The sequence below is a fragment of the Williamsia sp. z71 genome (assembly GCF_059553375.1).
This window is the reverse complement of the sequence record NZ_JCANWX010000001.1, coordinates 431945-454449: the sequence shown is the minus strand read 5'-3', so window position 1 is coordinate 454449 and position 22505 is coordinate 431945. Positions and strand designations below refer to the sequence as shown.

The 22505-nt window shown below is 66.6% G+C and carries 20 protein-coding genes; 10 read left to right on the top strand and 10 right to left on the bottom strand.

Annotated elements, in window-relative coordinates; genetic code table 11:
* Nucleotides 1-8 precede the first annotated feature (8 nt).
* The 4 genes from AC51GR_RS02000 (at nucleotide 9) to AC51GR_RS01985 (ending at nucleotide 6935) form a co-directional block, all read left to right on the top strand.
* The gene (locus tag AC51GR_RS02000; RefSeq protein WP_496322955.1) at nucleotides 9-920 is read left to right on the top strand and encodes a metal ABC transporter ATP-binding protein; all 912 of its coding nucleotides are present in this window, start codon (nucleotides 9-11) and stop codon (nucleotides 918-920) included.
* Nucleotides 917-1819, top strand: coding sequence for a metal ABC transporter permease (locus tag AC51GR_RS01995; protein ID WP_496322954.1), 903 nt, complete (start codon nucleotides 917-919; stop codon nucleotides 1817-1819). The genes AC51GR_RS02000 and AC51GR_RS01995 overlap by 4 nt, the downstream gene beginning before the upstream one ends.
* A gap of 131 nt (nucleotides 1820-1950) precedes the next feature.
* Nucleotides 1951-5412 (top strand): ATP-binding protein, encoded by a 3462-nt coding sequence (locus AC51GR_RS01990; protein ID WP_496322953.1) that lies wholly within the window; start codon nucleotides 1951-1953, stop codon nucleotides 5410-5412.
* A gap of 128 nt (nucleotides 5413-5540) precedes the next feature.
* Entirely contained in the window at nucleotides 5541-6935 is a 1395-nt protein-coding gene (locus AC51GR_RS01985; RefSeq protein ID WP_496322952.1) for an FAD-binding oxidoreductase, read from the top strand.
* Between the two features lie 27 nt (nucleotides 6936-6962).
* Here AC51GR_RS01985 and AC51GR_RS01980 read toward each other — a convergent pair whose 3' ends face one another.
* The 3 genes from AC51GR_RS01980 to AC51GR_RS01970 are packed head-to-tail and all read right to left on the bottom strand — an operon-like array spanning nucleotide 6963 to nucleotide 9492.
* A complete protein-coding gene (locus tag AC51GR_RS01980) occupies nucleotides 6963-7478 on the bottom strand; it encodes a DUF2599 domain-containing protein (protein ID WP_496322951.1) in 516 nt (171 codons plus the stop codon).
* Nucleotides 7475-7933: a MaoC family dehydratase gene (locus AC51GR_RS01975; RefSeq protein WP_496322950.1), complete on the bottom strand. Its 459-nt coding sequence runs from the start codon at nucleotides 7931-7933 to the stop codon at nucleotides 7475-7477. Before AC51GR_RS01975 ends, AC51GR_RS01980 begins: the two co-directional genes overlap by 4 nt.
* Nucleotides 7930-9492, bottom strand: coding sequence for a carboxylesterase/lipase family protein (locus tag AC51GR_RS01970; RefSeq protein WP_496322949.1), 1563 nt, complete (start codon nucleotides 9490-9492; stop codon nucleotides 7930-7932). The genes AC51GR_RS01975 and AC51GR_RS01970 overlap by 4 nt, the downstream gene beginning before the upstream one ends.
* 92 nt (nucleotides 9493-9584) lie before the next feature.
* Between AC51GR_RS01970 and AC51GR_RS01965 the strand changes: the two genes are divergently transcribed.
* Both AC51GR_RS01965 and AC51GR_RS01960 read left to right on the top strand, forming a co-directional pair.
* Entirely contained in the window at nucleotides 9585-10355 is a 771-nt protein-coding gene (locus AC51GR_RS01965; protein ID WP_496322948.1) for an alpha/beta fold hydrolase, read from the top strand.
* Between the two features lie 164 nt (nucleotides 10356-10519).
* A complete protein-coding gene (locus AC51GR_RS01960; protein ID WP_496322947.1) occupies nucleotides 10520-11344 on the top strand; it encodes a hypothetical protein in 825 nt (274 codons plus the stop codon).
* A gap of 86 nt (nucleotides 11345-11430) precedes the next feature.
* Here the strand turns inward: AC51GR_RS01960 and rlmB are convergent, their stop codons facing one another.
* The 6 genes from rlmB to AC51GR_RS01930 all read right to left on the bottom strand — a co-directional run bounded on the left by rlmB (nucleotide 11431) and on the right by AC51GR_RS01930 (nucleotide 16687).
* Complete coding sequence (gene rlmB / locus AC51GR_RS01955; RefSeq protein WP_496322946.1) at nucleotides 11431-12396, bottom strand: 23S rRNA (guanosine(2251)-2'-O)-methyltransferase RlmB; 966 nt, start codon at nucleotides 12394-12396, stop codon at nucleotides 11431-11433.
* A 64-nt stretch (nucleotides 12397-12460) separates the two neighbouring features.
* Complete coding sequence (cysS, locus tag AC51GR_RS01950) at nucleotides 12461-13873, bottom strand: cysteine--tRNA ligase (protein ID WP_496322945.1); 1413 nt, start codon at nucleotides 13871-13873, stop codon at nucleotides 12461-12463.
* 11 nt (nucleotides 13874-13884) lie between these two features.
* Entirely contained in the window at nucleotides 13885-14349 is a 465-nt protein-coding gene (gene ispF, locus AC51GR_RS01945; protein ID WP_496322944.1) for a 2-C-methyl-D-erythritol 2,4-cyclodiphosphate synthase, read from the bottom strand.
* Entirely contained in the window at nucleotides 14346-15014 is a 669-nt protein-coding gene (gene ispD, locus AC51GR_RS01940; RefSeq protein ID WP_496322943.1) for a 2-C-methyl-D-erythritol 4-phosphate cytidylyltransferase, read from the bottom strand. The genes ispF and ispD overlap by 4 nt, the downstream gene beginning before the upstream one ends.
* Nucleotides 15015-15035: 21 nt before the next feature.
* Nucleotides 15036-15524 (bottom strand): CarD family transcriptional regulator, encoded by a 489-nt coding sequence (locus tag AC51GR_RS01935; RefSeq protein WP_020107769.1) that lies wholly within the window; start codon nucleotides 15522-15524, stop codon nucleotides 15036-15038.
* A gap of 245 nt (nucleotides 15525-15769) precedes the next feature.
* The gene (locus AC51GR_RS01930) at nucleotides 15770-16687 is read right to left on the bottom strand and encodes a PaaI family thioesterase (protein ID WP_496322942.1); all 918 of its coding nucleotides are present in this window, start codon (nucleotides 16685-16687) and stop codon (nucleotides 15770-15772) included.
* A 190-nt stretch (nucleotides 16688-16877) separates the two neighbouring features.
* Here AC51GR_RS01930 and AC51GR_RS01925 point away from each other — a divergent pair, with 190 nt between their 5' ends.
* The gene (locus tag AC51GR_RS01925) at nucleotides 16878-17507 is read left to right on the top strand and encodes a copper chaperone PCu(A)C domain-containing protein (protein WP_496322941.1); all 630 of its coding nucleotides are present in this window, start codon (nucleotides 16878-16880) and stop codon (nucleotides 17505-17507) included.
* 109 nt (nucleotides 17508-17616) lie between these two features.
* Nucleotides 17617-19014 carry a DNA repair protein RadA gene (radA, locus tag AC51GR_RS01920; protein WP_495514583.1) on the top strand — a complete coding sequence of 466 codons (1398 nt, stop codon included), beginning with the start codon at nucleotides 17617-17619 and terminating at the stop codon, nucleotides 19012-19014.
* Here radA and AC51GR_RS01915 read toward each other — a convergent pair.
* Nucleotides 19006-19587: a PaaI family thioesterase gene (locus AC51GR_RS01915; RefSeq protein WP_496322940.1), complete on the bottom strand. Its 582-nt coding sequence runs from the start codon at nucleotides 19585-19587 to the stop codon at nucleotides 19006-19008. The genes radA and AC51GR_RS01915 overlap by 9 nt on opposite strands.
* A 47-nt stretch (nucleotides 19588-19634) precedes the next feature.
* On the opposite strand from AC51GR_RS01915, the gene disA reads away from it, so the two are divergent.
* The gene (gene disA, locus AC51GR_RS01910) at nucleotides 19635-20717 is read left to right on the top strand and encodes a DNA integrity scanning diadenylate cyclase DisA (RefSeq protein ID WP_496322939.1); all 1083 of its coding nucleotides are present in this window, start codon (nucleotides 19635-19637) and stop codon (nucleotides 20715-20717) included.
* 33 nt (nucleotides 20718-20750) lie between these two features.
* Nucleotides 20751-22484, top strand: a complete 1734-nt coding sequence (gene poxB, locus AC51GR_RS01905) for a ubiquinone-dependent pyruvate dehydrogenase (protein WP_496322938.1) — start codon at nucleotides 20751-20753, stop codon at nucleotides 22482-22484.
* Nucleotides 22485-22505: the final 21 nt, after the last annotated feature.

Sequence of the window (22505 nt, the reverse complement as noted above, 5' to 3'; positions counted from 1 at the left end):
TCGATCACATGACCCAGCCCGAACCGGCATCCGCGCCACCGCCCCGAGTAGCCGATCAACGCGTTGCCGACGGCCTGAAAACCGTGCATCAAACCGCAGGCCGGGGTGCGGCGGTCACGATCACAGGTGCGCGTTTGTCGTTCGGGCAGCGGGTCCTGTGGGATCACTTCGACCTCACGGTGGCGCGCGGCGAGTTCATCGCCATCCTCGGCCCCAACGGCTCGGGTAAGACCTCGCTCCTGAAAACCCTTCTCGGCAAATACACTTTGGATGCCGGAACGGTCACCGTCGAGGGTCGCGGACTGCGCAGTGGTGACAGCAGAGTCGGCTACATCCCCCAGCAACAGACCCACGACGAGGGCGTGCCGCTGCGCGGCCGGGACCTCGTCGGTCTCGGTGTCGACGGCCAGGCCTGGGGTCTGGGATTTCGCAATCGCAAGCGGCGCAACGCACTTGTCGACGACGCCATCGCGCAGGTCGACGCCCGCGACTTCGCCGATGCACCGCTGGGCCTGCTCAGTGGTGGTGAACAGCAGCGCCTTCGCGTCGCGCAGGCATTGTCGGGCAACCCCGCGGTCCTGCTCTGCGACGAACCGTTGCTGAGCCTGGATCCGGCCAACCAGAGTCGCGTCGCCGCACTCATCGACCGTCGCCGCCGCGATCACGGCACCGCGGTGCTGTTCGTGACGCACGAGATCAACCCCATCCTGCCGTATGTCGACCGGGTGGTGTACCTCGTCGACGGCCGCTTCCGGATCGGCACACCGGCCGAGGTCATGACGTCCGAAACACTGAGCGAGCTGTACCAGACCCGGGTCGACGTCCTACGCGTCCAGGACCGGCTCGTTGTCGTCGGCGCCGATGAATCGGCCTGCCACGGTGACCATTCGTCCACACCGTCAACCGAGGTATCCGAGTGAGCACCAGCTGGTCCGACCTGTTCGATTTCGCCGAGACCGCCAATCTGCTCTCCTACGACTTCGTGCAGCAGGCATTGCTCGCCACCGCGCTGCTCGGCATCCTCGGCGGGGTCCTGGGGCCGATGGTGGTCAGCCGCCAGATGGCGTTCGCCGTGCACGGTACCGCCGAACTGACATTCACCGGCGCGGCCGCCGCCCTGTTGCTGGGGATCAGCGTGAACCTCGGCGGACTGATCGGCGCCATCATCGCCTCGATGATCTTCGGGCTCCTGGGCAACCGGGTCCGAGAACGCGATTCGGTCATCGGCGTGGTGATGGCCTTCGGACTGGGATTGGGTGTGTTGTTCATCGCCCTCTACGGCCGCACCGGCGCGGGCTTCAACCTGCTCACCGGGCAGGCGGTGACCGCCGGAGCCCAGGGGGTCGCGGCCGTTGTCATCACCACGATCGTCGTGGTTGTCGTGATGGCGATCATCTACCGTCCGCTGCTGTTCGCCAGCACCGACCCCCGGGTCGCCGAGGCCCGCGGCGTGCCGATGCGGTTGCTGTCGGTGGTCTTTGCCGTCCTGCTCGGTGCCGCGGTGGCACAGAGCGTCCAGATCATCGGTGCACTGCTGGTGATGTCGCTGATCATCACACCGGCCGCCGCCGCGATGCGGGTGTCATCGAATCCCACGGCTGTCCTCGGGCTGTCGATCCTGTTCGCGGAAATCGCGGCGATCGCCGGAATCGTCCTGTCGCTGGCACCCGGACTGCCTCCATCGGTGTTCGTCACCTCGATCTCGTTTGCGATTTATATGGTCTGCCGGGTGGTCGGCACACGACGATCCCGCAACGCCGGCCGGAGCACAACGCAGGCGAATACCGAACGCGTACCCGCCCCGACCCCCGGAAAGTAGGCCGATCGGCCGTTCCCTTCGACCGCCCACGTCACCTAGGCTCTGATCCAGCCGCTGCGTTCCGATCCCCGTTGTTCGATCGCCCGCGGCCATCCGGAAACTTCAGCCAGAGGTGAAGGGCGGGCGGGGTCATGCGCTACCAGCTACTCGGGCCGCTCACGGTGGTCCGGGACGAGAGCGGTGACGCCGGTGCCCGGATCGATCTCGGCTCCCCCAAGCAGCGGACCATCCTCGCGATCCTGCTGATCCACCGCGGCAAAGTGGTCTCGACGGACCGCCTGTGTGACGCGCTCTGGGGTGAGCAGGCACCACCGAGCGCGACATCGAGTCTGCAGGCCTACATCTCCAACCTGCGACGGGCCCTGCGCAACGAGGCGGGCACGTCACCGATCCGGCGACAGTCCACCGGGTACATCCTCGATGTGGCCGACTCCGACGTGGACGTCAGCGAGTTCCTCGATCTCGCCAACGCATCCCGTCAGCACGCCGACAACGAGGCCTGGACCGCCGTGCTCGAGACCGCCGACCAGGCCCTGACTCTGTGGCGCGGTGAACTGCTCGACGGACAGGGCGACGAGGACTGGGTGCGGACCGAAGCAGCCGGACTCGAGGAGATCCGTAGCGGCGCTCTGGAGAATCGGATCACCGCGTTGCTCGCGCTGGGCCGGCTGGCGCCGGCGTTGGCGGACGTCGTGTCGCTGCGCAATGCGCAGCCGTACCGGGACCACGGCTGCTGGCTGCACATGCTCGCGCTGCACCGGGCCGGGCGGTCCGCGGAAGCACTCGAGGTGTTCGCCGACCACACCCGGCGTCTCGACACCGACCTCGGTCTCGAACCGAGCGTCGAGATCCGTGATCTGCAGGGCGCGATCCTGCGCCACGATCCGGAACTGGCCGCCTGGCCACGCAAACCGATCTGGTCCGGCGCGGGCGAGCTCCGCACCCCGGAACACCCACCGGTGGTGCAGGTTCCGGCCGGCGCCGAGGTCCCGGCACAGCGCGGCCTGGTCGGTCGCGTCCGGGAACTCGCCGACATCGGCAAGGTGCTCGACGAGGTCATTGCCGGGCAGACGCGCTGGCTGGTGTTCATCGGCCCTCCCGGTATCGGCAAGACCCGACTTGCCGACGAGGCCGCCCACATCCTGCGGTCGCAGGGTGGACACGCACTCTGGGCCCGCAACCCCGAAGAAGGCGCACCGTCGTGGTGGCCGATCCGTCAGCTGGTCAATGCCCTCGGCGGGCAACCCGGCGAGGTGCTGGTCACCACCGGCGACGTCGATGCCGATACCGCCCGGTTCACCGTCTACGACCGCGTGCAACTCCTCATCGAACACGCCAGTACCTCACAACCGATCGCGGTGGTCGTCGACGACGTGCAGTGGGCTGATTCGATGTCGGTCGGCGCGCTGGCCTCGATGGCCACCGCACTGCACCACCATGCGGTCGCGTTCGTCATCACCCTCCGGGACGGCGAACACCCTCCGGCGCTGGCCCGCCTCCTCAGTGCCGTCGCCCGCGGTACCGGCAATCGCCAGATCCTGGTCCCCGCACTCGACAGGGATGGGGTCGCGGTCCTGGCAAACGAGATCGCCACCGAGGCACTGAACGACGCCGAGGTCGAGACACTCGACAAACGCACCGGCGGAAATCCGCTGTTCGTCTCCGAATACGCCCGGCTGCCGGCCGACGAGCGCAGCTCCGGCGAACTCCCGGTCGCCGTGCGATCAGTCCTCGGCCTGCGTCTGGCCGGCCTCGAACCCGCTGTCCTGCAGACACTCCGGACGGCAGCGGTCATCGGCGACACCATCGACATCGCATTGCTGGCACGCACCACCGGCCTCGACATCGATGCGATCGCCGACCACCTCGACGCCGCCGCGGATGACCGCATCATCACCGCGGCACCGGGTACCGACGGTTACGCGTTTGCACACGGCCTGCTCCGCGAAGAGATCCTGGCTCAACTGCCCGCGATGCGACGCAAGCGGACACACGCCAGGGTCGCCGAGATCCTCGGCCACACCGACCGGGCCGAAGCGCTCGGGTGGCGCGCTCATCATCTGATGGCGGCCCTGCCGCTCGTCGAGCCCGAGCAGGCGGTGGCGGCCTGTACCGCTGCTGCGGAAGACTTTGTCGACCGCTGGAATTCGGAGGCGGCCGCCTACTGGTGGCAGCACGCCCTCACCGCCTACGCATTGCTGCCGGCCGCCGAACAGATCGACGAACGCCGCGACGAGCTGACCGTATCGCTGCTCGAGGCGTTGTCACGGGCCGGCCGCGGCCAGACCGTCCTGGAAACCGTGGAAGCAGCACTGTCCGCCGCAGTTCGCGCCGAGAAGCCCTCCACGGTGGGCAAACTCGCCGGATCACTGCTCCGCTCCGGGGGCGGCTGGCCGTGGGTGTCGCCGGCATCGGATCCGGCACCGCTGTTGGCCCTACTGGCTCGCGCCGAGCTGGCCGTGGCCGACGAACCCGCCGAACGCGCACAGGTCCTCGGCGCACTCAGCGTCGGACACAGTTACCATCCGGACCCCACGCTGGCACCGGAATTGATCAGGCGCGCAGAAGAATTCGCGACGTCAACCGGCGATCCCGACATCATCGCCGAGGTGAAGATGGCCCGGCTGATCACGTTCTCCGGCGTCGCCACGCACGCCAGGGAATCCGTCGTGCTGATCAACGAACTGCTGGCACTGAATCATCGCCAGGCCCGCTTCGACGCGGTCATCGCGCATTCGATCGGAACAATGGCGACCTTCACGCTCGGTGACGTCGGGGCCGCCGAACACCACCTCCGGCAAGCCATCGCGGGCAGCGAAGAACTGAACCTGCCGATCTTGCGTGCCCAGCTTCGCTGGATGGAGGTCGTGGTCGCCGTCTGGACGGGCGATTTCGCGCGGGCACAACAACATCAGGCGATCGCCAAGCGTGTCCACGAACAGACCGAGCTGTACGAGACCGGGCAGGCCGACATGTCGCTGATGTCGTTGAGCCGAGAACTCGGCAGCCTCAACGACATCGGGACCGTCCGCGCCCGGGAGTGGATCACCGGCGTTGCGGCGAGCCCCGAGGACACGAACATGCGCGGAGTGATCGCCGCCGGTACCGCAGGCATACCCGGGGCGCCGGTGGATCGGACCCTCGCGGCCGCCCTGGTCGCGCAGCGACAGGCCACCTGCGGCGCACACGTCTGGCACACCCTCGGCCACGCAGTCGCTTTGGCGCATGTGGTGGCGGACTTCGAATTGACCGAATACGCAGCCGAATTCATCACCGAACTCGAACCGTTCACCGACCGGATCGGCCTGATCGGCCAGCTGGGCAACATCGGGCCGGTGGCCCTGGCGTTGGGTCGGTTGCACATGCTCACCGGAAACCGGACCGCGGCAAGGGAATCAGTATCGTTGGCAGCGGGCATCGCGGCGCGAACCGGCGGACTGCCCACAGTGTTGCGGTGCCGGGTTCTCGATTGGCAATTGCGCGCCTCGGACGAGCAGGGTCCGGCCGAACTCGACAGCATCGAAGAGCAGGCCACGCTACTGGGCATGGCCGGGGTGAAGAACGACGTGCAGCGCCTGCGCACCGCGCGCTAGTTCACGCGCAGTCGGACGGCCGGGCGATTCTTGAAACATTCTTGAACATCGACACCAAGAACCTCCCAAGTGCCCGCGCGCACGCTGGCGTCATCAGTTACGGACCTCGAGCGAAGGAACCAAACACGATGACCGTCACCACCCCCAGCAGCACAGGTACCGACCCGGTCGCGGACCTGCGGGCAGCCGTCGCGGGCCTGGTCGTCCGTCCGGGTGAGCCCGGGTTCGAACGCGCCATCCCATGGAATGTCGCCGCCTCGACGAACCCCCGTGCGGCCGTGTTCGTGGAGTCACCGGCCGACGTCGCAGCCACACTCCGGATCGCCGCACAGCACGGCCTGACCGTTGCCGTCCACGCCACCGGCCACGGTGCACTTCCCCTCGACCAGGGCAGCATCCTGGTGCAGACCGGTGCGCTGTCGGATCTGGTGATCGACCCGCAGGCCCGTACGGCGCACGTCGGCGCCGGCGTGAAGTGGCAACGGGTGATCGAGGAGGCCGCACCGCACGGGCTGGCCGGGCTGGCCGGTTCGGCACCCGATGTCGGGGTGGTCGGATTCATCACCGGCTGCGGCATCGGACCATTCGTCCGAACCGTCGGTCTGTCCTCGGATCATGTGCGTTCGTTCGAGTTGGTGACCGGCCAGGGCGAGATCCTGCACGTCACACCGGAGAACCATGCAGAACTCTTCTGGGGCCTACGCGGGGGCAAGGCCACCCTCGGCATCGTGACCTCGGTGGAGATCGACCTGCTGCCCATCGTCGAGTTCTACGGTGGCGCAGTCTATTTCGACGGAGCCGACGCAGCACAGATCCTTCGCGCCTGGCGGGACTGGAGCATCGACCTGCCGGAGCACGCCAACACCTCCATCGCGCTGCTCCGGCTGCCACCCCTCCCGGAGGTCCCGCCGCCACTCGCCGGCAAACTCACCGTCGCGGTCCGGTACGCATCCCTGGCGGATCCGGCCGAGGCAGAGGCACTCTTCGCACCCATGCGCGCACTGGCCACCCCGCTCATCGATGCCGTTTCGGTGATGCCTTATGCCGCAATGGGCGCGATCCACGCGGACCCGGTTGATCCGATGCCGTCATTCGAAGCCGGCACCCTGCTCGGTGAACTGAACGACACGGCATTGGGCGATCTGCTCTCGCTGACCGGCCCCGGTTCACAGTCCCCTCAGGTGGTTGTCGAAATCCGCCGGTTCGGCGGTGCGATGTCCGCCCCGGCAGCGCACCGCAGCGCGTTCTGTCATCGAAATGCGCCGTACCACCTGTTCGTGGTCGGGGCGCTGGTGCCGCCGGTCGCCGAACACGTGGCTCCGCATGCCGCAGCCGTCATCGATGCGATGGCACCGTGGGCCCTCGGGCAGCTACCGAACTTCGACCCGGGCAGCAGCCCGGAGCGATTGGCTCGCTGTTACGACGAAGACACCCTTGTCTGGCTCGGCGCGTTGGCCGACCGCCATGATCCGGCCGGTGTGCTCAGGGTCGGTCAGGTCGTCCGGATCCCGGCCCCGGCCTGATCAATACGGCCCGGAGCGAAGGGGTTGTCACGGGATCGTTTCTTCCGCTCCACCGGGATTGCACCGGTCTGCGATCATCTCGGCCCCGGAGACCACCGGCCGCCACGGCTCGAGATTCCAGCTGGTCTTCTCCGGCTCGACGAGCCTGGCAAATCGCCAGTGACAGGCGAATTGATCACGCATCCCCGGACTGTCGGCGGTCCGGTCCAGCGCAACCACCTCGGCCCAGGCCACATCGAGTTCGCCTTCCCCGGGCACGTACCGGCCGGCCTGGGTGGGAAACACCTGCAGGCTCGGGCCCTGCTCGGTCTGCGCCCACTCCACCCGGCCGATGAACGGCGGTAGGTAGGCCGACGTCGGTGTCGTCTCGACCGACGTCACCCCCGTCGTTGTCGGTGCGGTGGTACTCGGCCGGGTCGCCGGCGCCCCGCCATCGCCGGAAGATTCACCCCCGGAGTCGGAGCAACCGACGAGCAGTGCCGCGGCCACCAGGATCCCTGCTGCTGCGCGGCACCATGCAGTGGCCGTATGTGTGACTGTCAAAAAAGAACCCGGACAACCATTTCCGCGACCAGGGCGGGCTTGGTACCGCCCTCGATCGCCAGGCTGTGACCGAAGACGACCTGGACACCTCCGTTGGGCAGCTCGGTGGCATCGGCGAGGGTGGTGGTCAACTGCACCTTCGAACCGACCAGCACCGGCGTCGGGAAACGAACCTTGTTGCTGCCGTAGTTCAATGCCATCTTCACGTTCTCGAAACCGTAGATCTGGGCGCCGAGCATCGGGAGCAATGACAGGGACAGGAAACCGTGCGCGATCGTTCCCCCGAACGGGCTCGACTTGGCCCGTTCGACGTCGACGTGAATCCACTGGTGGTCGCCGGTTGCGTCCGCGAACAGGTCGACGCGATCCTGCGTGATCTCGAGCCAATCGCTTTTGCCGACCTCCGATCCGACCGCCCCGAGCACATCGGCAACCGAAGTGAAAACTCGCTTCATACCTTCTCCATCGTCTCCGTGGCCGGCTCCGCTCCCGGAATCGTGGCCACATAATCACCGAATCCGGCCCACGCCTCACGACGGGCGCGATAGGGGTCGATTTCCACATAAGAATGCTTGTCGAAGATCCTGGTGGCGCGGACCTTCGGAGTGTAGCGCGGCCAGGATTCCAGTGGCTCACCGGTTTTGGCGAATGCCAACCACTGATCCTGGATCTCGTCCGTGACGCGCAGTGCGCTGCGACGATCACTGCCCCGCGCGAGCAGCAGACCGGCCTTTCCGCGATAGACACCGAAGACGGCGAACAACTCGGTCGCGTGTGTTGCGCCCAGGCCCAACAACTTCAGCAGGCGTGGGGCGTAGTCGTATCGGTAGGCATAGGTGGGTGCATGCTGCGCATGGCCCTCGGTCGCCGCGATGGTGCCGACCAGGAAGATGTAGTCGCCGCCGAACTTCACCATCGACCTCGGCTTGGACAAGCCGCCGTACGCACCGGCGATCCGCTCCTGCGCGTCGGGTTCGGTGGCCGCGAACATCGCCGTGATCGATTCCTCGGTCGACAGCATCCCTTGCGGCAACCGCTTGAACAGTGTGCCTTCGTTGCGGTTGGTCCCGATGATCATCGGGACCCGGTGCGCGGTCCCCTGCGTGAAGGCATCGACCGGCGCCAGTGGCAGATAATCGCCGTCGACCACCGGCCCGAACGGCAGCAGCCCCGGGGTATCCGTGGTCACCCAGCGGGCCAGACGATGTCCGGCGCGACCGATCTCGGCGAGCGAGGCATCGACCAGCGCCCGGGCCGGATCGTCGACTCCCATGTCGGCGCACAGCAGTTCGGTGAGTTTGTGGCCCCACTTCCGCGCGAAATGCCGATGCAGCGTGAGGATCGGTGCCGAACTCTCGGCGATCGCGCGGTGGAACAGGCCACCGGCCGCGGGTGTGGCCATCAAGGTGGTGACGGCATTTCCGCCGGCGCTCTCACCGAAGATGGTGACATTGCCGGGATCTCCGCCGAATTCGGCGATGTTGTCCCGGACCCACTGCAGTGCGGCAACCTGATCGCGCAATCCGAGATTCGATTCGAACGGCCGCTGCGGGGTGGAGAGTTCGGTGAAATCTCCGTATCCCAGTGGCCCGAGCCGATAATTCATCGAGACGAAGATGACGTCTCCGCGGCGGACGAGGTCGTGACCGTAATAGAGCGGCGTGGCGGTCGATCCGAGAATGTATGCGCCGCCGTGGATGAACACCATCACCGGCCGAGGTTCGGTCGAGGCCTGCTCCGGCGCCACCACATTGACGATCAGCGAATCCTCACTGACCGGCTGCTTTTTGCCGCGCTCGACGAGTGCGTATTTCGGATTCTGCGGTGCCGCATTGCCAAAGCTGTTCGCCTGCAGCACCCCCGTCCACCCGACGGCGGGCTGCGGAGCGCGCAACCTCAGGTCGCCCACCGGCGGCGCGGCGTAGGGAATCCCCCGCCATCGGATGATGTCCCCGTCCCGAACGCCGGCGACAACACCGTCGGAAAGTGTCACTGTTGTGTTTGCACTGGCCATGTTCCCGACCCTAGCGGCCGGTAGCGGACGCTCGCCCGCCATCGGTGCGATTCACCGCGTCCGGTCGCGGTCCATCTGGGATCCTCGTGGCCATGACCACGGACTTCACCGGATATGTAGACATCAGCCATCCCGAACCCGGCGCAGCGATCTGGCACCAGGTCGCCGGCGAGGGCGAACCCGTGGTGCTACTGCACGGCGCGTTCTCGAGTGCGGCGGACTGGGGCGGGCAGTTCGGTCCGTGTGTGGACGCCGGATTCAGGGTCTATGCCCCTGAGCGCCACGGTCATGGACACAGCGCCGATGTCACCGCCGAGTTCCACTACGAGACGATGGCCCAGGAGACCATCGTCTACCTCGACGAGGTGGTGGGCGGTCTCGCTCATCTCGTCGGATGGAGCGACGGTGCCGTCATCGCATTCCTGGTGGCCCTGCGGCGCCCGGATCTGGTCGATCGCATGGTTGTGCTCGGCCAGTACCTGAACTCCTCCGGCCGGGCGGCGGGCGGGATGCTGGAGGCCATCGGCGACATCGACTCCGAGATCGTGCAGTTCCTGCGAGCCGACTACGCGTCGGCCTCACCGGATGGCGACGACCATTTCCCGGTGGTGTTCGAGAAGACCACCGCGATGATCGCGAACGAACCCGAGTTGGACCTGTCCGAGCTGACCGCGGTGACCGCCCCGACGCTGGTGATGCAGGGCGATCACGACGAGGTGCTCATCGAGCACACTCTGGCGATCGTGGATCAGCTTCCTCACGCCCGGCTGGCGGTGCTGCCCGGGACACATCTCATCCCGATCGAGACGCCGGACGTGGTCAATTCGGTGATCATCAATTTCCTCCGGGGCGATCCCGCGTGATCGTTCATTGCCGCGTTTGAACACACCGTTCTGTCATATCGCCGAGAATGTCAGCGATCGTTAATACTCCGGGGAATTGATTCAGCGATCGATTTCTCGTGTGGCACAGTCAATCAGCGGTTAGGATCACGGAGCATATTCCGCCGACAATAGATTGGCATTTCGTGACAAACAATTCAGATGACACGGCGATCACCCCTGCCGTCGTCGAGCTGTCGAAAACCCGGCGGATACTGACCGCATTTCTGAACTCCCCATTCGCCGGAATGTCGCCGTGGATTCTGATGGCGCTCATCGTGGGTCCGGGACGGTTCGAAGAGGCCGCGGCCGCTGCATTCGGTCTCTCACTCCTGCTGGTCCTCGGTAGTCATCGGCGCGGCAGCAAGCTGAAGTTCCTCGAGGTTTTCGACCTCACCTACTTCGCCGCAATGGTGGTACTGGCGCAGTTCGCCTCGGCCGACGTCGTGAAGTGGCTGGAGCACTGGGGCGGCGAGATGACCAATATCGCCCTGGTGGCGTTCGCGTTCGGATCGATCCTCATCCGGCAGCCGTTCACCTTGCAGTACGCCAAAGAAGGCACCCCGGAAGAACTCTGGACCCAGCCGCTGTTCCTGCGGATCAACTACGTGATCACCTGGGCCTGGGTGTTCGGGTTCGGCGTGGCTGCGGTCGCCGGGTTCATCGGTGATGCAGTCCTGGACAACAACAACAATTTCTGGACCGGCTGGATCATCCAGCTCGCCGGTACGTTCTTTGCCGTCGCCTTCACGGAGTTCTACCCCGATTACGCGACTGCCCACGCGGCCCGGGAAGCCGGCGAAGATGTGAGTCCACCGTCGCTCATGCATCTTCTGGGCTGGGTCCCGCTGTTCGTGATCGTCACCGGTGTCGCCGGTCTGATCACCGATGCGCTCACGACCGTGGTGAGTCTGATCGTCATCGCCGTGGGCATCGTGGGACGCGTTGCCGTGGACAAGCTCCTACCCTGAGCCAGTCCTCCCCCGCACCCCGATGATGTGCCCTTTTGGCGTCGCCCACCTGGGGTTTTGTTCGCCAAAAGGGCACATCATCGGGTTCAGGAGCGGCGTTGGCGAGCGAACTCGGCGAGCACGACACCGGCGGCGACCGAGGCGTTGAGGCTCTCGACATCCCCGGCCATCGGGATCGACAGGATCGAGTCACACGATTCGCGCACCAGGCGCGAGAGGCCCTTGCCCTCGGAGCCCACCACGATCACGGTGGGTCCGGAGCCGTCGTACTCGTCGAGGGTCACGTCACCATCGGCGTCGAGACCGACGAGCTGTACACCCGACTCGGCCCAATCCTTCAGTGTCCGGGTCAGATTCGTGGCCTGCGCGACGGGCAGACGCGCTGCGGCACCGGCACTGGTACGCCATGCCACCGCGGTGACCGACGCACTGCGTCGGGCCGGGATCACCACACCGTGGCCACCGAATGCGGCCACCGAGCGGATCACCGCACCGAGGTTGCGCGGGTCGGTGATGTTGTCGAGCGCGACCAGCAACGGCGGACGACCACTGTCGATCGCCTGCTGCATCAGGTCGCTGGGGTGGGCGTACCGGTACGGCGGGACCTGCAGGGCCAGGCCCTGGTGCATGCCGTTGGCACTCATCCGGTCCAGTTCGGGACGCTGTACCTCGAGGATCGAGATACCGGCGTTGGCGGCCAGCTGCACCGACTCGGTGACCCGTTCGTCCGCCTCGCCACCGAGGACCACGTAGAGCGCGGTGGCCGGAACCCCGGCACGCAGGCACTCCACGACGGGGTTGCGACCGAGTACGTACTCGGGACCATCTGTGGTCGGCTTGCCGCGCGGCACGCGTCCGCCGGTGGTTCCACCCGAACGCTTGGCCGCGGCCTTCGCCTTCTTGTGCGCCGCGTGGTACGTGCGCTCAGTCGCCTTCGGGGTTGCGCCCCGGGCCTCGAGTCCACGGCGGCGTTGTCCGCCCGAACCCACGGTCTGTCCTTTTTTGCTGCCGCCCTTGCGGACTGCACCCTTACGTTTTGAATTGCCGGCCATCAGGCCACCCACCTTACGCGAAATGCGCTGTAATCCCCGGTGACCGGTTTACCCGGCACCGCGTTCATCGGTCCGTCTCCACGGATTCTCTTGTTTCGGACATCGACCACTGCGGGCCGTCCGGTGTATCTGTCACTTCGATCCCGGCGCGCGCCAACCGATCACGAACTTCGTCTGCGGTGGCCCAGTCCTTCTCGGCACGGGCCGTGGTCCGGCGTTGCAGCTCGGCCCGGACGAGCACGTCGAGCGCGGCCTTGGTCTCGGCGTCCGGCCCGGAAGCCGCCCAGTTCGGCGCCAACGGGTCGACGCCGAGCACGCCCATCATCGCGCGCACCGATGCGGCCGCTTCCACGGCGGCCTGATGGTCGCCCGACTCCAGTGCCGTGTTCCCGACCCGGACCGCACCATGGATCTCGGCAAGGGCCGACGGCACGCCGAGGTCGTCGTCGAGCGCCGCGGCGAACGCGTCGGTGATCTCACCGATCGGTACTGAACCGGCCCGCGAAACCGTCCGGTGCACAAAGGATTCCACCCGTCGGTATCCGGCGGCGGCCTCCTGCAGTGCGCCCTCGGAGTATTCGAGCATCGACCGGTAGTGCGCGCTGCCCAGGTAGTAGCGCAGTTCGACGGCCCGCACCCGCTGCAGCATCGCCGGGATGGCGACCACGTTGCCGAGCGACTTCGACATCTTCTCGCCACCCATGGTGACCCAGCCGTTGTGCATCCAGTACCGCGCGAACGGGTCGCCGGCGCCATGGCTCTGCGCCTGCTCGTTCTCGTGATGCGGGAAGATCAGATCCATTCCGCCGCAATGGATATCGAACTCCGAACCCAGCAGCGAGGTGACCATCGCCGAGCATTCCAGATGCCAGCCCGGACGCCCGCGGCCCCACGGGGTCGGCCAGGACGGCTCGCCGGGCTTGGCGCACTTCCACAGCGTGAAGTCGCGCGGATCGCGCTTGCCGGTGCCGGCGCTCTCACCCTGATGGACGTCGTCGAGACGATGTCCCGACAGCGAGCCGTAGTCGGGCAGGCTCAGCACATCGAAGTACACGTTGCCGTCGGCGGCGTAGGCGTGCCCGCGCTCGATCAGCCGCTGCATGTACTCCACCATCTGCGTGATGAAGCCGGTGGCGCGGGGTTCGGCCGAGGGCGGCAGCACCCCGAGCTGGTCGTAGGCCTTGGTGAACTCTCGCTCGTGGGTGGCGGCCCATTCCCACCAGGGACGACCGGCATCGGCCGCCTTGCGCAGGATCTTGTCGTCGATGTCGGTCACGTTGCGCACAAACGCCACATCAAGGCCCTTGTAGGCCAGCCAGCGCCGCAGGATGTCGAAGGCGATACCGCTGCGGACGTGGCCGATGTGCGGCACACCCTGGACGGTGGCGCCACACAGATACACAGAGGCGTGTCCGGGACGGATCGGCGTGAATTCACGCAGATCTCGGGCGGCAGTGTCGTAAAGGCGCAGGGTCACGATCGGCAATCCTACTGGTCAAGCAACAGTGCAGTGGCGACGGCAGCAACGCCCTCGCCCCGTCCGGTCAATCCGAGACCGTCCGTGGTGGTGGCGGAGACCGAGACCGGCCCGCCGAGCAGATCACCGAGTACCTGCTGGGCCTCCGCGCGGCGCGGCCCGATCTTGGGCCGGTTGCCGATCACCTGGACGGCGGCATTGCCGACGACGAATCCCTGGGCTTCGTAGAGTTCGCGGACATGCGTGAGCATCCGGGCGCCGCTGACGCCCTCCCACTGCGGTTGTCCGGTTCCGAACACCGAGCCGAGATCTCCGAGGCCCGCTGCGGACAGGAGTGCGTCGCAGAGCGCATGAACGGCCACATCGCCGTCCGAGTGCCCGGCGCATCCGTCTGCGTCCGTGAAGAGCAATCCGGCCATCCAGCAAGGTCTGCCGATTTCGACGGGATGGACGTCGGTTCCGATCCCGACTCTCATGCGCGCGCCCGATCGGTGAGCAACCAGGTGGCCAGATTCAGATCCCAGGCGGTGGTGATCTTGAAGGCGAGCGGGTCGCCGGGGATGGTCTGCACGGCGATGCCCTGCGATTCGACGAGACCGGCGTCATCTGTGAAATCGGTCTCCGCGGCGGCGTAGGCAGCGGTGAGCACGGCGTAATCGAATCCTTGCGGGGTCTGCACCGCACGCAGCGAGGAGCGGTCGACGGTCCCGGTCACGAGGCCGGTGGAGTCGACGGATTTGATCGTGTCCGCCACCGGGAGGGTGGGGACAACCGCGGACGCGCCCGATCGGACAGCGTCGACGACGTCGGCGAACAACGATGCGGGTGTGAGGCAGCGGGCGGCGTCGTGCACCAGCACCACTTCAGTATCGGACGGCGCGGCCGACAATGCGGCCTTCACCGAGTCCGAACGTTTTGAACCCCCGGCCACCACGGTGACCTCGGGGAACTCGGACCGGACCTGGTCAACCAGATCGACGGGAACCGAGATGACGATACGATCGACGACCCCGCCGGCCAGCGCACCCTGCACGCAGTGGTGCAACATGCTCTGACCTGCGAGATCGACAAACGCTTTGGGTAAACCCATGCCGAGTCGCTCTCCGCGACCTGCGGCCGGGATCAATGCAACCGTAGACATTCAGTGAATCAAGCGACGCGCTCAGGAAGCGGCGGCGAGAACCTCGTCGAGAATGATCGAAGCCTTCTCGTCGTTGGTGTTCTGTGCCAGCGAGAGCTCGTCGACCAGGACGCGACGCGCACGGGTGAGCATTCGCTTCTCACCTGCGGAGAGTCCACGATCCTGTTCACGACGCCAGAGGTCGCGAACGATTTCGGCAACCTTGATGATGTCGCCGGAGATCAGCTTTTCCTGGTTCGCCTTGAACCGGCGAGCCCAGTTGGTGGGCTCCTCGGTGTGGGGCGCCCGGAGGACGTCGAATACCTTGCCCAGACCTTCTTCTCCGACTACGTCACGGACTCCGACGTACTCGAGCTTCGTAGACGGGATCTGAACTGTCATGTCACCATCGGCCACCTTCAAAACGAGGTACTCTACGGCCTCGCCCTTGATGGTTCGGGTCACAATGTCTTCGACCAGTGCGGCACCGTGATGGGGGTAGACAACGGTGTCACCAACTTTGAAATTCAATGTTCCATGCCCCTTTCGATTTCACCAGTCTAGCACGGTGCGTTCCGCGCCATCAGCCAACTGCGCAGGTCAGCGGCATAGCGGCCGGATTCGAAGTCTTGACGACGCCCGAAATGTGTGCTGGCGCACCACCTCAACCCAGGGGGCCACAGCACTCGAAGGCCCCGCCCGACAACCGATTTTGGCGACCGCTTCAGACCGCCGCGAACGGGACCGTTCCGGGCCCGCGCGACCCCGTCGGATCGCTACGACATCAATTGATGCCGAAGTGTGACCGTCGTGAGCGCCAGCACCGTGTCACCGGCACCGGCGTCGACCAACCGGACATCCACGACACTGTGGTCGCCGGCATCGCGGACGACCTCACCACTGGCCCGGGCGGGCCCGACCCGGACCTGCGACAGATAGTGGATCTGCATGTCGCAGGCCACCATTCCCGGCCGCATGGCACAGGCGGCGGATTCGGCGAGCACCGCCAGCGCCCCTCCCTGGATCGTGCCGATCTGGTTGACGACGAAGGAGGTGAGGTCGAGTTCCAGGACACCGGAACCCGCATCGACGACCCGCATGCCAAGCCGCGTATAGACGGACCCCTCGACCGGTATCGGCGTGCGTTCCCGGATCGTGCCGACGGTCTTCGCGGGCGAATACAGATCGGCATCGACCGCCGCGGTGCGCGGGATCCGGGCGAACACGACCAGCGCCCGCCCGGCGTGCGTGAGTCCATGGGCTCCGCGATCGATGTCGTCGGTCAGCACCCGCAGATCGGTGACCCCACATCCGTCGTAGATGTCGACCGAGATGACGACGACCTTCTTACCCGCCCGGACCAGCCTGGCGTCGGCGACGATCGGCCCGCGGGTGATCGGGTCGGCGGCGTACAGCGACAGATCCTGGGTCGCGGTCCAGTCCGGGGAGGCGGCGATCAGCGCGGGGTCCGAGGCGACGATGTCGACCACGGTCATCAGGACCCCGGTCGAGGCCGACCCGCCGGCGTCCCGGAGTTTGTCGGTCAGCGTGGCCCGGACCACGGATCGTTGCGGGGACGGCTGGAACGACGTCAGCCCGAAGTCCGACGCGAACGACACCGGACCCGGCAACACCATCCCCGGCCGTCCGCCGACCTGGGCCGGACGCGAGGTGGAAATCAGATTCTCACTCATGAGAATCATCATGCCAGTTTGGTGGGCGATGCGAAACGGACCGTTTTTGCGACCCGATCGGAATTTGCCGACACTCGCCCACTACGCTGCGTAGTGCACGCGTTGTGGATTTTGGTGGGCGCCGGTGAGTATCTGCGCGGCCGCCACACAAGGCGCGCGTCGCATCAGGACCTATCTCGGAGGAAAACCGGTGTCAGTGCACAAAGAATCGGCCCGGCGTGGTCGAGTGGGAACGATCCTCGCCACCGCAGCCATCGCCGCAGGCCTGCTGATCGGCACCACCGCGTGCGGCGCCGGCCAGATCGCCCAGACCCCCGATCAGGCGCCGGCCATCAACGGCAACGAGATCGACGCCGGGGCCATGGCATTGCGCAACGTGCACATCGTCTACCCCAAGGGCGGCAGCACCGAGGAGTTCGTCAACGGCGGACCGCTCCAGTTGGCATTCCTCATCGCCAACGAGTCGCCCGACACCCCGGACAAACTCGAGAGCATCACCTTCCCCGACGGCAAGGGCAAGGTCACCGTCGAGGGCGAGACCGAGATCGATCCCCTCGGCGTGCTTCGCGCGGGTGACCGCGACGTGGTGCACAACACCACCCTCGACCCGATCAACCCGAAAGAGAAGTGGGTCGAGGTGACCGTGCAGGGTGAGCCGAACAAACTCACCCCCGGCCTGACCTTCCCGTTGGTCTTCAAGTTCGAGAAGGCCGGCGAGACCACCATCGACGTCCCGATCGACGCCGGACCCATCCTGCCGCGCCAGGACAAGCCGCGGGGCATCGACGCCGACCACGTCGAAGTGGGCGGGCACCACTAGCATCCGGTCACCACAAGAACCCGAGAGAGGGGCCACGGCAATCGCCGTGGCCCCTCTCTCGTGCGCGGGTCGGCACAGCGCTGTCGGACCCGCTGGCTAGAGTCAGCCGGTGGCCAAACAGAAGTCGACATATCGGTGCAGCGCCTGTGGATACCAGGTCGCCAAGTGGGTTGGCCGTTGCCCGGAATGTGGTGAATGGGGTTCGGTGAGCGAAGCTGCCCTGGCAACCGTGGGCAGCTCCGGGATCGGTGGGGGTAAATCCGCCACCGTCGCAACCATTCCCAGCCAGCCGGCTCGTCCCATGACCCAGATCGACGCGACCAACGCGGCCGCATTCCCCACCGGCATCGGCGAATTCGACCGGGTGCTGGGCAAGGGTATCGTCCCCGGTTCGGTCCTGCTCCTCGCCGGAGAACCCGGTGTCGGCAAATCCACCCTGCTGCTCGAAGCCGTCAAACAGTGGGCGCTGCAAGGCCGCCGGGCGCTGTACGTCACCGGCGAGGAGTCCGCCGGGCAGGTGCGACTCCGCGCCGAACGCACCGGCGCCGTCCACGACGAGATCTACCTCGCCGCCGAAACCGACCTCGGCGCGGTACTCGGCCACGCCGAGGCGGTGATGCCGTCGCTGATGGTGGTCGACTCCGTGCAGACGATGATCGCCCAGAACGTCGACGGCGTGAACGGCGGTGTCACCCAGATTCGCGCGGTGACAACGGCATTGACGTCGCTGGCCAAGAACGCCGGCATCGCCGTCATCCTCGTCGGCCACGTCACCAAGGACGGCACCGTGGCCGGTCCCCGCTCACTGGAACACCTCGTCGACGTCGTCCTGTCCTTCGAGGGTGACAAGCACTCCCCGCTGCGCATGGTCCGGGGAATCAAGAACCGCTTCGGATCGGCCGACGAGGTGGGCTGCTTCGAGCAACGCGAAGACGGCATCCACGAGGTCACCGACCCGTCCGAACTGTTCTTGCATCACCGCGACATCGGGGTCGCGGGCACCGCCATCACCGTGGCGATGGACGGGAAGCGGCCGCTGCTCGGTGAAGTCCAGGCGCTGGTGTCGAAATCGAGCCTGGCCAACCCGCGCCGCGCCGTGGTCGGGCTCGATTCGGCCAGGGTGGCAATGATTCTGGCCGTCTGCGCCGCCCGGGCCAACCTGCCGACCTACGACCAGGACGTCTACGTCGCCACCGTCGGCGGCATGAAGATCAGCGAGCCCGCCGCCGACCTGTCGGTGGCACTGGCACTGAGTTCCATCCTCGCCCAACGTTCGCTGCCCGGTTCGATGGTGGCGCTCGGCGAGATCGGTCTGGCCGGCGAGGTGCGCCGGGTGGCCGGGGTCGGCAGGCGGGTGGCAGAGGCAAAGCGGTTGGGCTTCAAACACGCAATCGTTCCGGCCGGGTCCCTGGATCTGCCGTCGGGCATCAAGATCACCCAGGTCGCCGACCTTCAGACGGCGATGCGCGCGGCACTCAAGGGCCCGGCCGGTCCGTTCTCATTCTGAGGATTCGGCCCGGCGCCTGCGCTCCTCCTTGCGAGCCAGGCTCTCGGCGAATTGGTCGGCGGCGCCGCTGTTGGCGGCACTGTCCTTGAAGTGCTCGGCGGGGTCGATCCGGACGTAGATCGCGTGCGCGGCCGCGACCGGCTCGGTGTTGTCGCCGAGATACGCGATGCCGCTGGTGTAGATCTTGCGCCGCACGGTCCCGTGGGCCACCGCCTCGATCCGCAGTTCGCTGCCCAGCGGGATGGGCTTGGCGAAGTCGATCTCCAGATGCGCGGTCACCGCGGCGCATCCCACCATCCAGTGCGTCATACCGAGCGCCTCGTCGAACGCGGCCGACAGGATGCCACCGTGGATCACGCCGGGGCCACCCTCGAATCGGGGCTCGACCCGCATGCGTGCGGTGACCGCGGCACCCTCGCCCGCAGTGGCCACCATGTGCAACCCGTGCGGCACCGTCTCGCTGCAGCCGAAGCACATGGGGTAATGAGCGCGCAGCTTCTCGCCGAACGCCGGAGCGCGGGGCGACCGGACCGCGGCGACGAGCTCATCGGGCAAAACAAAAGAGGTTTTCACAGACAGCTAATCTAGTCACCACCTGCGTTACTACAGAAAGGCGCCTCATGCCAGAGGTACCGGCCTCCGATCTGCTCCGCACCACGATCGCCCGGCTCGCACCCGGCACTCCCCTCCGCGATGGCCTCGAACGCATCCTGCGCGGACGGACCGGCGCCCTCATCGTCCTCGGGCACGATCCCGAGGTCGAGAGCATCTGTGCGGGCGGCTTCGATCTGGACGTGGCATTCGGGCCGACCCGGCTGCGGGAGCTGTCGAAGATGGACGGCGCGGTGGTCCTGTCGACCGATGGTGCCCGGATCGTCCGGGCCAATGTGCAGCTGGTTCCGGACCCGTCGATCCCCACCGAGGAATCCGGTACCCGGCACCGCAGCGCCGAGCGGACCGCCATCCAGACGGGGTACCCGGTGATCTCCGTGAGCGCGTCCATGTCAATCGTGTCCGTGTACGTCGATGGAATCCGGTACGTCGTGGAGGGTTCGGATGCCATCCTCTCGCGCGCGAACCTGGCGGTGGCAACGCTCGAGCGGTACAAGACCCGCCTGGACGAGGTCAGCGCCCAGCTCTCGCGCTCGGAGATCGAGGATTACGTCACCCTGCGCGATGCGATGACCGTGGTCCAGCGGCTCGAGATGGTCCGCCGCGTCTCCGAAGAGATCAAATACTACGTCGTCGAGCTCGGCGTGAACGGCCGACAGCTCAGCCTGCAGCTCGAAGAACTGGTGGGCGACAACGACTCTGCGCGCGAACTGGTGGTTCGCGACTACTTCGCGACCCCGGAACCGGCGAGCACCCAAGAGGTCGAGCAGGCGCTTGCGGCCATCGAGAAGCTCACCGACGCCGACCTGCTCGACCTGACCGCGCTGGCCCGCGCATTCGGCTACCCGGACACCGTCGACGCCCAGGACACCGCGATGAGTCCACGCGGCTACCGGCTGCTGGCCCGGATCCCCCGACTGCAGTTCGCCCACATCGATCGACTCGTGCGCAGCTACGGCACCCTGCAGGCGCTTCTCGCGGCGACTGCGGCGGACCTGCAGGCCGTCGAAGGTATCGGGAGCATCTGGGCCCGGCACATCCGCGAGGGTCTGTCCCGGCTGGCCGAGTCGAGCATCGAACGTTTCGACTGAACCCAAACCCGCTTGGACACCTACCCTGGGTCCATGGCCACCATCGCAGACACAATCGTCGACGTCATCCACTCTGCAGGCGTCGAGCGGGTCTACGGCCTGCCTGGCGACTCGCTCAACGGGCTCACCGACGCCATCCGGCGCGCCGGCAGCGTCGAGTGGAAGCACGTACGCCACGAAGAGGCAGCGGCGTTCGCGGCGGCGGCCGACGCCGCACTGACCGGCGAGTTGGCGGTCTGCGCGGGTAGCTGCGGGCCCGGCAACCTCCACCTGATCAATGGGCTGTTCGACGCGAACCGGAGCCGCGTACCGGTGCTGGCCATCGCGGCCCAGATACCGGCCGCCGAGATCGGCAGCACCTACTTCCAGGAGACGCACCCCGAGCAGCTCTTCAACGAGTGCAGCGTCTACAACGAACTCATCAGCGTGCCGGAGCAGTTGCCCCGGGTGCTGGAGATCGCGATGCGGACCGCCATCGAGAAGCGCGGCGTCGCGGTTGTCGTCATCCCCGGCGAGATCTTCCTGAAGAAGAGCTCCGGTCGCCGGCGTTCGTCCCCGATCCGCCACATCCCCCGCATCACCCGTCCGACCGACGATCAGCTCCGCGACGCGGCCGCCATCCTGAACTCCGCCGACCGGGTGACCATCCTCGCAGGTGCCGGGGTCGAGGGTGCGCACGAGCAGTTGCTCGCCATCGCCCAGAGACTGCAGGCCCCGATCGTCCATGCCCTGCGCGGCAAGGAGTTCATCGAATACGACAACCCGTACGACGTGGGTATGACCGGTCTGCTGGGGTTCGCCTCGGGCTATCGTGCGATGGAGAAATGTGACGCCCTGCTGATGCTGGGCACCGACTTCCCGTACCAGCAGTTCCTCCCCGACAAGGCCAAGATCATCCAGGTCGACATCCGCGGTGAGCAACTCGGTCGACGTGCCCCGCTCGACTGTGGACTGGTCGGCAGCGTCGAGGACACCATCGACGCCCTGCTGCCGATGCTCGCCGAGCACGCCGACACCGAGCACCTCGACGCTTCCGTCGCCCACTATCGCAAGGCCCGCTCCGATTTGGACGCCCTCGCGACCAACGACCGCAACCGTCGGCCGATACATCCGCAGTATCTGGCGAAGCTGGTGGACGACAACGCGGCCGAGGACGCCGTGTTCATACCCGACGTCGGGTCACCGGTGGTCTGGGCGGCGCGCTATCTGACGATGAACGGGCGTCGCCGCCTCATCGGTTCGTTCGCCCACGGCACGATGGCCAACTCGGTTCCCCACGCGATCGGCGCCCAGTGCGCTTTCCCGGGGCGGCAGGTGATCACGTTCTCCGGTGACGGCGGCCTGGCCATGCTGCTCGGGGAGCTGCTGACGATCCGCCAGCACAGGTTGCCCATCAAGATCGTGGTCTTCAACAACTCGTCACTCAACTTCGTGGAGTTGGAGATGAAGGCCGCCGGCATCGTGAACTTCGGGACCGAGCTGGACAATCCGGACTTCGCCGAACTCGCCCGGGCGCTGGGCATCCACGGCGTCCGGGTCGAGGCGCCCGAAGACCTCGAGGCCGCGGTCAAGGAAGCCCTCGCCCATGACGGACCGGCGTTACTCGATGTGGTGACCGCCCGCCAGGAGTTGTCGATACCACCGACCGTGACTGCCGCCCAGGCGAAGGGCTTCACCCTGTACGCGCTGCGCACCATCCTGTCGGGGCGGGGCGACGAGGTGATGGATCTGGCCGACACCAACGTCTTCCGGCGTCTGTTCGACTGACCACCGGGCGGATTCGCCGCA